The 13,974-nt window shown below is 66.3% G+C and carries 10 protein-coding genes; all 10 read right to left on the reverse strand.

Going from position 1 to position 13,974, the window contains the following annotated elements:
• Positions 1 to 15: 15 nt before the first annotated feature.
• Positions 16 to 486 (reverse strand): 30S ribosomal protein S7, encoded by a 471-nt coding sequence (rpsG, locus tag DVK44_RS12105; protein ID WP_030351427.1) that lies wholly within the window; start codon positions 484 to 486, stop codon positions 16 to 18.
• Positions 487 to 488: 2 nt separating this feature from the next.
• Complete coding sequence (gene rpsL, locus DVK44_RS12110) at positions 489 to 860, reverse strand: 30S ribosomal protein S12 (RefSeq protein ID WP_003948652.1); 372 nt, start codon at positions 858 to 860, stop codon at positions 489 to 491.
• Positions 861 to 1,205: 345 nt separating this feature from the next.
• Entirely contained in the window at positions 1,206 to 5,117 is a 3,912-nt protein-coding gene (locus tag DVK44_RS12115; protein ID WP_114659681.1) for a DNA-directed RNA polymerase subunit beta', read from the reverse strand.
• Between the two features lie 125 nt (positions 5,118 to 5,242).
• Positions 5,243 to 8,725 carry a DNA-directed RNA polymerase subunit beta gene (gene rpoB / locus DVK44_RS12120; protein WP_114659682.1) on the reverse strand — a complete coding sequence of 1,161 codons (3,483 nt, stop codon included), beginning with the start codon at positions 8,723 to 8,725 and terminating at the stop codon, positions 5,243 to 5,245.
• 584 nt (positions 8,726 to 9,309) lie between these two features.
• Positions 9,310 to 9,693, reverse strand: a complete 384-nt coding sequence (gene rplL, locus DVK44_RS12130; protein WP_114659683.1) for a 50S ribosomal protein L7/L12 — start codon at positions 9,691 to 9,693, stop codon at positions 9,310 to 9,312.
• Between the two features lie 81 nt (positions 9,694 to 9,774).
• Positions 9,775 to 10,335 carry a 50S ribosomal protein L10 gene (gene rplJ, locus DVK44_RS12135; protein ID WP_114659684.1) on the reverse strand — a complete coding sequence of 187 codons (561 nt, stop codon included), beginning with the start codon at positions 10,333 to 10,335 and terminating at the stop codon, positions 9,775 to 9,777.
• Positions 10,336 to 10,616: 281 nt separating this feature from the next.
• Complete coding sequence (locus DVK44_RS12140) at positions 10,617 to 11,522, reverse strand: LolA-like protein (RefSeq protein ID WP_114659685.1); 906 nt, start codon at positions 11,520 to 11,522, stop codon at positions 10,617 to 10,619.
• Positions 11,523 to 11,688: 166 nt separating this feature from the next.
• The gene (rplA, locus tag DVK44_RS12145) at positions 11,689 to 12,411 is read right to left on the reverse strand and encodes a 50S ribosomal protein L1 (RefSeq protein WP_114659686.1); all 723 of its coding nucleotides are present in this window, start codon (positions 12,409 to 12,411) and stop codon (positions 11,689 to 11,691) included.
• Between the two features lie 85 nt (positions 12,412 to 12,496).
• A complete protein-coding gene (gene rplK, locus DVK44_RS12150; protein WP_114659687.1) occupies positions 12,497 to 12,931 on the reverse strand; it encodes a 50S ribosomal protein L11 in 435 nt (144 codons plus the stop codon).
• A 168-nt stretch (positions 12,932 to 13,099) separates the two neighbouring features.
• A complete protein-coding gene (gene nusG / locus DVK44_RS12155; RefSeq protein WP_114659688.1) occupies positions 13,100 to 13,963 on the reverse strand; it encodes a transcription termination/antitermination protein NusG in 864 nt (287 codons plus the stop codon).
• Positions 13,964 to 13,974 lie beyond the last annotated feature (11 nt).

Raw genomic sequence — 13,974 nt, forward strand, 5'->3', positions numbered from 1 at the left:
CGATGTGGGTAGCGACTACCAGCGGTAGTGCGCGAAGGCCTTGTTGGACTCGGCCATCTTGTGCGTGTCCTCACGCTTCTTGACCGAGGCGCCGAGACCGTTGGAGGCGTCGAGCAGCTCGTTCATGAGGCGTTCGGTCATGGTCTTCTCGCGACGGGCGCGGGAGTAGCCCACGACCCAGCGCAGCGCGAGGGTGGCGGCGCGACCGGGCTTGACCTCGATCGGCACCTGGTAGGTGGCGCCACCGACACGGCGGGACTTGACCTCAAGCGTGGGCTTGACGTTCTCAAGCGCGCGCTTCAGGGTGATGACCGGGTCGTTACCGGTCTTCTCGCGCAGGCCCTCCATGGCGCCGTACACGATCCGCTCGGCGGTGGAACGCTTGCCGTTGAGCAGAAGCTTGTTGATGAGGGACGTGACAAGAGGAGAACCGTAGACCGGGTCGATGATGACCGGGCGCTTCGGGGCGGGGCCCTTACGAGGCATTCTTACTTCTCCTTCTTGGCGCCGTAGCGGCTGCGGGCCTGCTTGCGGTTCTTGACACCCTGGGTGTCAAGGGAGCCGCGGATGATCTTGTAGCGAACACCCGGCAGGTCCTTCACACGGCCACCACGCACGAGCACGATCGAGTGCTCCTGCAGGTTGTGTCCCTCACCCGGAATGTAGGCCGTAACCTCGATACCAGAGGTCAGACGCACACGTGCGACCTTCCGGAGCGCGGAGTTCGGCTTCTTCGGGGTGGTCGTGAAGACACGCGTGCAGACGCCACGACGCTGGGGCGAACCCTCAAGCGCGGGTGTCTTGTTCTTCTCGACCTTGTCCTGCCGGCCCTTCCGGACCAGCTGCTGGATCGTAGGCACTACTTCTCCGGTTTCTGTGTGCCGTTAGTGAAACTAACCTGGAACACCTCCGACCCACGCGGTCGGGTGTGTCGAATGCTGCATGACCCCGCACGAGGCGGAAGAAGCGCAGATCGCGGTGGCCGGTACTCGGGCTCCCGATGCGGCTGTAGACACGCACAGGAGCCCAGGCACACCCCAGGCACAAGGTCTGAGCGTACCTACCTCATCCACTCCGGTCAAAACAAATGCCGGGCACCCCGACACGCCGAGGCTTCACGGGCCTGTACGGGCCCGTACAAGACCCCGAAACGACCGGAGGGTGGCCACCCCGCCCGGGATGGCCACCCTCCGTTCACTCACGCCTTACTGGTTGTACGGACCGTAGTCGTAGTCCTCCAGCGGGACGGCCTGGCCGGAGCCCGTGCCGAACGGCGAGTAGTCGATGTCGTCGTAGCCGACGGCCGAGTACATCGCGGCCTTGGCCTCCTCGGTCGGCTCCACCCGGATGTTGCGGTAGCGGGACAGACCCGTACCGGCCGGGATGAGCTTACCAATGATGACGTTCTCCTTGAGGCCGATCAGGGAGTCCGACTTGGCGTTGATCGCCGCGTCGGTCAGAACCCTGGTCGTCTCCTGGAAGGACGCCGCCGACAGCCACGACTCGGTGGCCAGCGACGCCTTGGTGATACCCATCAGCTGCGGACGGCCGGAGGCCGGGTGGCCGCCTTCCGTGACCACACGACGGTTCTCGGTCTCGAACTTCGAGCGCTCCACCAGCTCGCCCGGCAGCAGCTCCGCGTCGCCGGACTCGATGATCGTCACCCGGCGCAGCATCTGCCGGATGATGATCTCGATGTGCTTGTCGTGGATCGACACACCCTGCGAGTTGTAGACCTTCTGGACCTCGCCGACCAGGTGGACCTGGACCGCGCGCTGACCGAGGATCCGCAGCACGTCGTGCGGGTTGGTGGCACCGACGGTGAGCTTCTGGCCCACCTGGACCGCGTCGCCCTCGCCGACCAGCAGACGGGCGCGCTTGGAGATCGGGAACGCCGTCTCCTCGCTGCCGTCGTCCGGGGTGACGACCAGCTTCTTGGTCTTCTCGGTCTCCTCGATACGGACGCGGCCGGCCGCCTCCGAGATCGGGGCGACACCCTTGGGCGTACGGGCCTCGAACAGCTCGACCACTCGGGGCAGACCCTGGGTGATGTCGTCACCGGCCACACCACCGGTGTGGAAGGTACGCATCGTGAGCTGCGTGCCGGGCTCACCGATGGACTGGGCGGCGATGATGCCGACCGCCTCACCGATGTCGACCAGCTTGCCGGTGGCCAGCGAGCGGCCGTAGCAGAAGGCGCAGGTACCGACCGCGGACTCGCAGGTCAGGACCGAGCGGGTCTTGACCTCCTCGACCCCGGCGGCCACGACGGCGTCGATCAGGACATCGCCCAGGTCGACATTGGCCGGCGCGATGACCTTGCCGTCGACGACGACGTCCTCGGCGAGCATCCGCGCGTACACGGACGTCTCGACGTCCTCCGCCTTGCGCAGCACACCATCGGCGCCGCGCTCGGCGATCCGCAGCTTCAGACCGCGGTCGGTGCCGCAGTCCTCCTCGCGGATGATGACGTCCTGCGAGACGTCCACCAGACGACGGGTGAGGTAACCCGAGTCGGCGGTACGCAGGGCGGTGTCGGCCAGACCCTTACGGGCACCGTGGGTGGAGATGAAGTACTCCAGCACGGACAGACCTTCACGGAAGGACGCCTTGATGGGACGCGGGATCGTCTCGTTCTTGGCGTTGGACACCAGACCACGCATACCGGCGATCTGACGCATCTGCATCATGTTTCCGCGAGCACCCGAGTTGACCATCATGAAGATGGGGTTGGTCTTCGGGAAGTTCGCGTTCATCGCCTCGGCGACCTCGTTGGTCGCCTTCGTCCAGATCGCGATGAGTTCCTGCGTGCGCTCGTCCTTGGTGATCAGACCGCGCTCGTACTGCTTCTGGACCTTCTCGTCCTGCGCCTCGTAGCCCTGGACGATGGCCTTCTTCGCCTCGGGCACGACGACATCGGAGATGGCGACGGTGACACCGGAGCGGGTCGCCCAGAAGAAGCCGGCCGCCTTCAGGTTGTCGAGCGTCGCCGCCACGATGACCTTGGGGTAGCGCTCGGCGAGGTCGTTGACGATCTCGGAGAGCTGCTTCTTGCCGACCGAGTCGTCGACGAACGGGTAGTCCTCGGGCAGCAGCTCGTTGAAGAGCGCGCGGCCCAGGGTGGTCCGGAACCGGAACGGGTCGCCCGGCTGCCACGCGACGGCGGTGCCGTCGGTGTCGTCCTCGGCGGCCGGCGGGGTCCAGCCGCGCGGCGGGATGGTGCCCACCGGGAAGCGGATGTCGACCTTCGCCTGGAGCGACAGCTCCCGGTTGTCGAACGCCATGGTCGCCTCGGCGGTCGAGCCGAAGGACCGGCCCTCGCCGATGACCTTGCGCTCCTCCTCGTCCGTGGTGAGGAAGAAGAGGCCGAGCACCATGTCCTGGGTCGGCATGGTGACGGGACGGCCGTCGGCCGGCTTCAGGATGTTGTTCGAGGACAGCATCAGGATGCGGGCCTCGGCCTGCGCCTCCGCGGAGAGCGGCAGGTGGACGGCCATCTGGTCACCGTCGAAGTCCGCGTTGAACGCGGTGCAGACGAGCGGGTGGATCTGGATGGCCTTGCCCTCGACCAGCTGCGGCTCGAACGCCTGGATGCCCAGTCGGTGCAGCGTGGGCGCACGGTTCAGCAGTACAGGGTGCTCGGCGATGACCTCTTCGAGGACGTCGTACACGACCGTACGGCCGCGCTCGACCATGCGCTTGGCCGACTTGATGTTCTGCGCGTGGTTCAGGTCCACCAGGCGCTTCATCACGAACGGCTTGAACAGCTCCAGCGCCATCGCCTTCGGCAGACCGCACTGGTGCAGCTTGAGCTGCGGGCCGACGACGATCACGGAACGGGCCGAGTAGTCGACGCGCTTGCCGAGGAGGTTCTGACGGAACCGGCCCTGCTTGCCCTTGAGCATGTCGCTCAGGGACTTCAGGGGACGGTTGCCGGGACCGGTCACCGGGCGACCGCGGCGGCCGTTGTCGAACAGCGCGTCGACGGCCTCCTGGAGCATCCGCTTCTCGTTGTTCACGATGATCTCGGGGGCACCGAGGTCAAGGAGACGCTTGAGGCGGTTGTTCCGGTTGATCACACGGCGGTACAGGTCGTTCAGGTCGGAGGTCGCGAAGCGGCCACCGTCCAGCTGCACCATCGGACGCAGGTCCGGCGGGATGACCGGCACGCAGTCCAGCACCATGCCCTTGGGGCTGTTGCTGGTCTGGAGGAACGCGGAGACGACCTTGAGGCGCTTGAGCGCACGGGTCTTCTTCTGGCCCTTGCCGGTACGGATGATCTCGCGGAGGCGCTCGGCCTCCTCGTCGAGGTCGAAGGACTCCAGGCGCTTCTGGAGCGCGGCGGCGCCCATCGAACCGTCGAAGTACGTGCCGAAGCGGTCGCGCAGCTCGCGGTAGAGCAGCTCGTCGCCCTCCAGGTCCTGGACCTTGAGGTTCTTGAAGCGGCTCCACACCTCGTCGAGACGGTCGATCTCGCGCTGCGCGCGGTCGCGCAGCTGCTTCATCTCGCGCTCGGCGCCTTCGCGCACCTTGCGGCGCACATCGGCCTTGGCGCCCTCGGCCTCCAGCTCGGCCAGGTCGGTCTCAAGCTTCTTGGCGCGGGCTTCGAGGTCCGAGTCACGGCGGTTCTCGACCTGCTGGCGCTCGACGGAGACATGCGCCTCCAGCGAGGGCAGGTCGCGCGTCCGGCGCTCCTCGTCCACGAACGTGATCATGTACGCGGCGAAGTAGATGACCTTTTCGAGGTCCTTCGGCGCGAGGTCCAGCAGGTACCCGAGGCGTGACGGGACACCCTTGAAGTACCAGATGTGGGTGACGGGCGCGGCCAGCTCAATGTGGCCCATCCGCTCACGGCGCACCTTGGCGCGGGTGACTTCGACACCACAGCGCTCACAGATGATGCCCTTGAAGCGGACACGCTTGTACTTGCCGCAGTAGCACTCCCAGTCCCGGGTCGGACCGAAGATCTTCTCGCAGAAGAGTCCGTCCTTTTCGGGCTTGAGCGTGCGGTAGTTGATGGTCTCCGGCTTCTTCACTTCGCCGTGCGACCAGGTCCGGATGTCGTCCGCGGTGGCAAGGCCGATCCGCAGCTCGTCGAAGAAGTTGACGTCGAGCACTTGTCGTCAATCCCTCTTTCGGGGGTTCGAGCCCCTCGCGTCAGCGAGTAGATGGGGCACTTCAGCAATGGTCTGAACGGGTCCGGGGAGAGCCGGCCGGATACGGGATCCGGCCGGCGAACCCGTCAGACCTCTTCGACGCTGCTCGGCTCGCGCCGGGACAGGTCGATACCGAGTTCCTCCGCCGCGCGGAAGACGTCCTCGTCCGTGTCGCGCATCTCGATGGACATACCGTCCGAGGACAGCACCTCCACGTTGAGGCAGAGCGACTGCATTTCCTTGATGAGCACCTTGAAGGACTCGGGGATGCCGGGCTCGGGGATGTTCTCGCCCTTGACGATGGCCTCGTAGACCTTCACGCGGCCGGTCACGTCGTCGGACTTGATCGTCAGCAGCTCCTGGAGTGCGTACGCGGCGCCATAAGCCTCCAGCGCCCACACCTCCATCTCACCGAAGCGCTGGCCACCGAACTGGGCCTTACCACCCAGCGGCTGCTGGGTGATCATCGAGTACGGGCCGGTCGAGCGGGCGTGCAGCTTGTCGTCGACCAGGTGGTGCAGCTTGAGGATGTACATGTACCCGATCGAGATCGGGTCCGGGAACGGCTCACCGGAGCGGCCGTCGAACATCCGCGCCTTGCCGGAGCCCTTGACCATCCGCTCGCCGTCGCGGTTCGGGATCGTGGACTCGAAGAGTCCGGAGATCTCGTCCTCGCGGGCGCCGTCGAAGACCGGGGTGGCGACGTTGGTGCCGGGCGCGACATCGTCGGCGCCGATGGCCTTCAGCCGCTCCATCCACTCCTCGTTGCCCTCGACCTTCCAGCCCTGGCTGGCGAGCCAGCCGAGATGGATTTCGAGGACCTGTCCCGGGTTCATTCGGGACGGCACACCGAGCGGGTTGAGGATGATGTCGACCGGGGTGCCGTCCTCCAGGAACGGCATGTCCTCGATCGGCAGGATCTTCGAGATGACGCCCTTGTTGCCGTGCCGGCCGGCGAGCTTGTCACCGTCGGTGATCTTGCGCTTCTGGGCGACGTAGACGCGGACCAGCTGGTTGACGCCGGGCGGCAGCTCGTCGCCCTCCTCGCGGTCGAAGACGCGGACGCCGATGACCTTGCCGATCTCGCCGTGCGGGACCTTCAGCGAGGTGTCACGGACCTCGCGCGCCTTCTCACCGAAGATCGCGCGGAGCAGCCGCTCCTCCGGGGTCAGCTCGGTCTCGCCCTTGGGCGTGACCTTGCCGACCAGGATGTCCCCGGCGACGACCTCGGCACCGATACGGATGATGCCGCGCTCGTCGAGGTCCGCGAGGACCTCCTCGGAGACGTTCGGGATGTCGCGGGTGATCTCCTCGGGGCCGAGCTTGGTGTCCCGGGCGTCGACCTCGTGCTCCTCGATGTGGATCGAGGAGAGGACGTCGTCCTGGACCAGCCGCTGGCTGAGGATGATCGCGTCTTCGTAGTTGTGGCCCTCCCACGGCATGAACGCCACGAGCAGGTTCTTGCCGAGCGCCATCTCACCCTGCTGGGTGGCCGGCCCGTCGGCGAGGACCTGGGACTCCACGACCCGGTCGCCCTCGTTGACGACAACCTTCTGGTTGACCGAGGTGCCCTGGTTGGAGCGGGAGAACTTGGCGATGCGGTACGTGGTGTACGTACCGTCGTCGTTGGCGACGGTGATGTAGTCCGCGGAGACCTCCTGGACCACACCCTCCTTCTCCGCCTTGATGACGTCACCGGCGTCGACCGCGCAGCGGTACTCCATGCCGGTGCCGACGAGCGGCGCCTCGGACGTGATCAGGGGCACGGCCTGACGCATCATGTTCGCGCCCATGAGGGCACGGTTGGCGTCGTCGTGCTCCAGGAACGGGATCATCGCGGTCGCGACCGACACCATCTGGCGCGGCGAGACGTCCATGTAGTCGACGTCGTCGCCCGGGATGTAGTCGACCTCGCCGCCACGGCGGCGGACCAGCACGCGGGGCTCCGTGAAGCGCATGTCCTCGGAGAGCGTGGCGTTGGCCTGCGCGATGACGAAGCGGTCTTCCTCGTCGGCCGTCAGGTAGTCGACCTCGTCGGTGACGACACCGTCGGTGACCTTGCGGTACGGCGTCTCGACGAAGCCGAACGCGTTGACCCGGCCGTAGGAGGCGAGCGAGCCGATCAGACCGATGTTCGGGCCTTCGGGGGTCTCGATCGGACACATGCGGCCGTAGTGCGACGGGTGCACGTCACGGACCTCGAAGCCGGCCCGCTCACGGGAGAGACCACCCGGGCCAAGAGCCGACAGACGGCGCTTGTGGGTGAGACCCGACAGCGGGTTGTTCTGGTCCATGAACTGCGACAGCTGGCTGGTGCCGAAGAACTCCTTGATGGAGGCGACGACCGGCCGGATGTTGATCAGGGTCTGCGGCGTGATCGCCTCGACGTCCTGGGTCGTCATGCGCTCGCGCACGACGCGCTCCATCCTCGCCAGACCCGTACGGACCTGGTTCTGGATGAGTTCGCCGACGTTGCGCAGACGGCGGTTGCCGAAGTGGTCGATGTCGTCGGTCTCGACGACGATCTGGGTGCCGTTCTCGCCGACCGTCTCGGTCTCACCGGCGTGCAGCTTGACCAGGTACTTGATGGTCGCGATGACATCGTCGGTGGTGAGCACGCCGGCGTCCAGCGGCTCGTCCGCGCCGAGCTTCTTGTTCACCTTGTAGCGGCCGACCTTCGCGAGGTCGTAGCGCTTCGGGTTGAAGTAGAGGTTCTCGAGCAGCGTCTGAGCGGCCTCGCGCGTCGGCGGCTCGCCCGGACGCAGCTTGCGGTAGATGTCGAGAAGCGCGTCGTCCTGGCCCTGGGTGTGGTCCTTCTCCAGGGTGGCGCGCATGGACTCGTACTCGCCGAACTCCTCCAGGATCTGCTCGGTCGTCCAGCCGAGAGCCTTGAGGAGTACGGTCACGGACTGCTTGCGCTTGCGGTCGATACGGACACCGACCATGTCGCGCTTGTCGATCTCCATCTCCAGCCAGGCACCCCGGGACGGGATGATCTTGGCGGAGAAGATGTCCTTGTCGGACGTCTTGTCGATGGAGGAGTCGAAGTAGACACCCGGCGAGCGCACCAGCTGGGACACCACGACACGCTCGGTGCCGTTGATGACGAAGGTGCCCTTGTTGGTCATGAGCGGGAAATCGCCCATGAAGACCGTCTGGGACTTGATCTCGCCGGTCTCGTTGTTGGTGAACTCGGCCGTGACGAAGAGCGGGGCGGCGAACGTGAAGTCGCGGTCCTTGCACTCGTCGATCGAGTTCTTCGAGGGCTCGAAGCGGTGGTCGCGGAAGGTCAGGGACATCGACCCGGAGAAGTCCTCGATCGGGGAGATCTCCTCGAAGATCTCCTCCAGACCTGACTTCCTGGGGACGTCCTGCCCACTCTCGACAGCCGCCTCGACACGAGCCTTCCAGGCGGGGTTGCCGAGCAGCCAGTCAAAGCTCTCGGTCTGGAGCGCCAGAAGGTTCGGAACCTCAAGCGGCTCCTTGATCTTTGCAAAGGAGATGCGCAGCGGGGCAGTGCTTGCGCCGTTGTTCGTATTCGTGGTCGAGGCGTTGCGCGAGGCGGCCAAGAGGGGGTCCTTCCGAGGGCTCGGACTCACTACGCGCGTACCGGTCCCAAGCAGACACGGAGAGGGAAAGCCCAGTTCAGGGCTGTTAACTCACCGATGCTCTTGCGAGGGGGTGCCCCTGGTGACGGGCAGGGAGCAGCTAACAGGCAGCGCAAAGGGTCAGTGTAGCCACTTGGCACACTGATGTCCAGAGCGGGTTTTCCGACACCCTCGTTTTTCTCAACACCCTTGTCTCAACTGCATGTCTCTACTACGCAACATCGCGCCGTGGGCGCACATCGTTACTGCCCTCTTCGCCATCGATCCATGCCTCGGATCCGGATCGATTGTGACGACGCGTCCTGAGAATTGCGCGCTGCGTGCGGTTCGTCAAGGCCCCCGCCTCCCGCGAGAGGCCCCGGGCGTACGGAAGCACGGCGATGATCACGATACTCGCAGCGCGCGGAAGAGCAAGGCACCCCCCACGCGAACGGCGAAGGGCGACCACCCGACTGGGTGATCGCCCTTCGCGTCAACGCTGCGCCGCGAGGCGCCGAGACAGCCTCCGTACGCCTCTCAGCGGCCGGAGACGGACTCGCGTGGGGTTACTTGACCTCGACGGAGGCGCCGGCGCCCTTGAGGGCCTCGGCGGCCTTCTCGGCGGCAGCCTTGTCGACCTTCTCGACGACGGGCTTGGGGGCGCCGTCCACGAGGTCCTTGGCCTCCTTGAGGCCCAGGGAGGTCAGCTCGCGCACGACCTTGATGACCTGGATCTTCTTCTCGCCGGCACCGGTGAGGATGACGTCGAACTCGTCCTGCTCCTCGACGGCGTCCGCGACGGCGGCAGCGCCACCGGCAGCGGCGACGGCGACCGGGGCGGCGGCCGTGACGTCGAACTTCTCCTCGAACGCCTTCACGAACTCAGCAAGCTCGATGAGGGTCAGGTTCTCGAACTGCGCGAGCAGCTCTTCCTGGGACAGCTTCGCCATGATGGCGTCCTTCCACTATGCGGCTGGTGCCGTGTGTACAGTTCCGCGGGCATACCGCCCGCTGTGGCCGGCCGAGCGTGATTACTCGGAGTCGGCCTCGACGGGGGCCGCCGGGGCGGCACCGTCCTGCTCTTCCTTCTTGGCGCGAAGCGCTTCCGCGGTGCGGGCGAACTTCGACGGAAGCGCCTGGAAGAGCGCGGCAGTCTGGGACTGCTTGCCCTTCATGGCACCCGCCAGCTTGGCGAGCAGAACCTCACGGGACTCGAGGTCCGCGAGCTTCTTGATCTCATCGGCGGACAGCGCCTTACCGTCAAGGACACCGCCCTTGATGATGAGATTGGGGTTGTCCTTGGCGAAGTCACGAAGACCCTTCGCCGACGTCACCGGGTCACCGGTGATGAAGGCAACCGCTGTCGGACCCGCGAACAGGTCGTCCAGCGCGTTGATCCCGGCCTCGTTGGCCGCGATCTTGGTCAGCGTGTTCTTCACCACGGCGTACTGGGCGTCCTCACCGAGAGAACGGCGCAGCTCCTTGAGCTGCGCCACGGTGAGACCCCGGTACTCGGTCAGCACAGCGGCGTTCGAGCTGCGGAACTGGTCCGTCAGCTCGGCTACCGCGGCAGCCTTGTCGGGCCTTGCCATGAGCGTCGGCCTCCTTCCGGGTGATGAGGACCGCTCAGAAGGGGCTGGGCAAAACGAAACGCCCCGGCGCAGGCGCACGGGGCGTAGCTCGACCGAATGGGATCCGGGAGCTTTCCACAGTCACCTGCGCAGGACGTCCGCAGCTAGCGGATCCTTCGGCCGCCGCACCCTCTTACGAGCACACGGCAACGACCAGCGGTCTTTGGCTTCTGGGGAAGAGTACGTGCGAACCGGCACGAAGGGCAAATCGCGCCCGGTCAGGCGTTCGGTCGAGCGTCCCGTCAGGCGTCCGAACCGTCCTCGGCGCCCGCCATCATCTCGGCGAGGTCGGCCACCTCGGAGGCCGGCGGGGCCTTGATCTCGACCGGCTTGTTGTAGTCGACGAACTTGATCGTCATGTCGAGCGGCCCACCGTCCGTGGTCGCGCGGGTACGGACCTGCTTGGTGCGGTCGTCCCCGTCGACCCACATGTCCATCGTGAGCTTGTCGATGCCCAGGTCCTCGTACGCCTTGAGGCTCTTCTGGCGCTGCTTCTTCGTGTCGGCGTCCAGGCCCTTCAGCGCCGCCTTCATGGCGCTGAGCGGGACCGAGCCCTTGTAGTGGGTGGTTTTCACCCCGTCGACGGTCTCCTCGCCGACCCGCTTGAGGTCCTTGGCCGCGGTGAGCGACGCGGTCTCGGCGGCCGGGTTGCGGTCCAGCTGGCTGGACATCGCGCCGAGCGGGCTCTCCCCGCTCTTGCCGGCCATGTCGTCGAGAGCCGCCATGGGGAACTTGAGCCAGCGCTTGCCGTTCATCTCCGGATCGGCGGCGGCCTCGTCACCGCCCATGTACATGGCCTCGGAGGTGAGCAGGATCTCGATCTCCTGCTCCTCGCCCTCCAGCTCGCCCGCCATCTTCATGCGCATGCCGAACGGGTCCATGCTCATCGCCACGTCGCCGCTGATGGTCCCCTCACCCGGGACCTTGCCCTCCATCGTGTAGGAGAGCGAGGTGATCTTCTCGTTCTTGTCGGCGGCGCGCTGGACGGCGGCCACCGGGTCCATCTCGACGGTGGTCGCGGAGACGGAGGGCGACGCGGACGGCTTCGTGGCGGTGTCGGCGGAGTCCGTGGACGAACAGGCGGCGGTGGTACAGAGCAGCACACCGCTGAGCACGGTCACCGCGGCGGTGCGGTACATCGGGTTCATGATTCCCCCCACAGGAATGGCACAGATGATCCAAATATCCCGCTGACTGTACCGTCCGCCTCTGACAACGCCACCGGAATAACGAAGCAGCCGGTCCCCGCACCTCAGGAGAGATGCGGGGACCGGCTGCGTACCGTGCGGTGCGACCCGCGGCCTGCCGTCGGTGTCAGACGGCGGCCGGGTCCTCCTCGACGAGGAGGTTACGGGTGCGGTTGGCGTCCAGCGGGATGCCGGGGCCCATCGTGGTGGCCAGCGTGGCCTTCTTGATGTAGCGGCCCTTGGCGGCGGACGGCTTCAGACGGAGGATCTCGTCCAGCGCGGCGGCGTAGTTCTCGACCAGCTTCGTCTCGTCGAAGGAGACCTTGCCGATGATGAAGTGCAGGTTCGAGTGCTTGTCGACGCGGAACTCGATCTTGCCGCCCTTGATGTCGTTGACAGCCTTGGTGACATCGGGGGTGACGGTGCCGGTCTTCGGGTTCGGCATCAGACCACGCGGGCCGAGGACGCGGCCGAGGCGGCCGACCTTGCCCATGAGGTCCGGGGTGGCGACGACGGCGTCGAAGTCCAGACGGCCCTTCGACACCTCGTCGATCAGTTCGTCGGCGCCGACGATGTCGGCGCCCGCGGCACGCGCGGCCTCGGCGCGGTCACCGGTCGCGAAGACCAGGACCCGGGCGGTCTTGCCGGTGCCGTGCGGGAGGTTCACGGTGCCACGGACCATCTGGTCGGCCTTGCGCGGGTCGACGCCCAGACGCATGGCGACCTCGACGGTGCCGTCGAACTTGGTGGAGGTGGTGTCCTTGGCGATACGGACGGCCTCGAGCGGGGCGTAGGTACGCTCCCGGTCGATCTTGGCGTCCGCGCCGCGGAGTGCCTTGCTGCGCTTCACTTCGTCTCCTGGTGTTTCTTCAGGTGTGGAGTTCGTGGTCCGGACCGCGCATGGCCCTGCCACTGGGTGGTACTGCGGGGCTGGATCAGCCCTCGACCGTGACGCCCATGGAACGAGCGGTGCCGGCGATGATCTTCTCGGCGGCGTCCAGGTCGTTGGCGTTGAGGTCGGGCATCTTCGTCGTGGCGATCTCGCGCACCTGGTCGCGGGTGAGCTTCGCGACCTTCTTGACGTGCGGCTCGCCGGAGCCCTTGTCCACACCCGCGGCCTTGAGGATCAGCTTGGCGGCCGGCGGAGTCTTGGTGATGAAGGTGAAGGAGCGGTCCTCGTAGACCGTGATCTCCACCGGCACGACCATGCCACGCTGCGACTCGGTCGCGGCGTTGTAGGCCTTGCAGAACTCCATGATGTTCACGCCGTGCTGACCCAGCGCGGGGCCGACCGGCGGAGCCGGGTTGGCCGCGCCGGCCTTGATCTGGAGCTTGATAAGCCCCGTGACCTTCTTCTTCTTGGGAGGCATTGCTCTCTCCGGGTCCTAGTGAGAGTTTTCGGCCGCCATCCGGTCATCCGGACGGAGGCATACCGCACAACGATAACGGGTATAGCTGCACGGCCAAAAACCGACAGGTCAGACAGGTGGTGAAGCCTGTCTGACCTGTCGGAAGCTGGGGAGCGGGGTCGTCCCGGCTCAGTTCTTCTGGATCTGGTCGAAGCTCAGCTCGACCGGGGTCTCGCGACCGAAGATCTCGACCAGGCCCTTGACCTTCTTCGAGTCCGCGTTGATCTCGTTGATGGTCGCCTGGAGGGTGGCGAACGGACCGTCGGTGACGGTGACCGAGTCGCCGACCTCGAAGTCCAGCACCTGGACCTCGACCTTGCGGGCCGGAGCCGGCTTGCCCTCGGCCTCGGCGGCCTCACGCGCGGCCTTCTCCTCGGCCTCCGGGGCGAGCATCTTGACGATCTCGTCCAGGGTCAGCGGGTACGGGTCGTAGGCGTTGCCCACGAAGCCGGTGACGCCGGGGGTGTTGCGGACGACGCCCCAGGACTCGTTCGTCAGATCCATGCGCACCAGGACATAGCCCGGGAGCTTGTTCTGGCGGACGTTCTTGCGCTCGCCGTTCTTGATCTGGACGATCTCTTCCTCGGGGACCTCGGCCTGGTAGACGAACTCCTCGACGTTCAGCGAGACGGCGCGCTGTTCCAGGTTCGCCTTCACGCGCTTCTCGTAGCCCGCGTAGGTGTGGATCACGTACCACTCGCCGGGCAGGGTGCGCAGCTCCTCGCGGAGCGCGGCGACCGGGTCGACCGCGGGAGCCGCGGTCTCGTCCTCGGTGGCCTCGTCGTCCTCGTCCTCGGCGTCGTCCCGGGCCTCGTCAGCCTCGTCGTCCTCGGCCTCGACGTGAACAGCGGCTTCCTCGGCCGGCTCGCCCGCGGCGATGTCAGCGGCTTCGGCCTGGTCTGGCTCGACAGCGTCCGCCGCCTCGACGATGCCGGTCGCGTCCTCTCGGGACTCCACCGACTCGCTGGCGTCGTTCAGTTTCGGGTCAGACACGGTGGCTGCTT

This window comes from Streptomyces paludis (genome assembly GCF_003344965.1).
GTDB lineage: Bacteria > Actinomycetota > Actinomycetes > Streptomycetales > Streptomycetaceae > Streptomyces > Streptomyces paludis.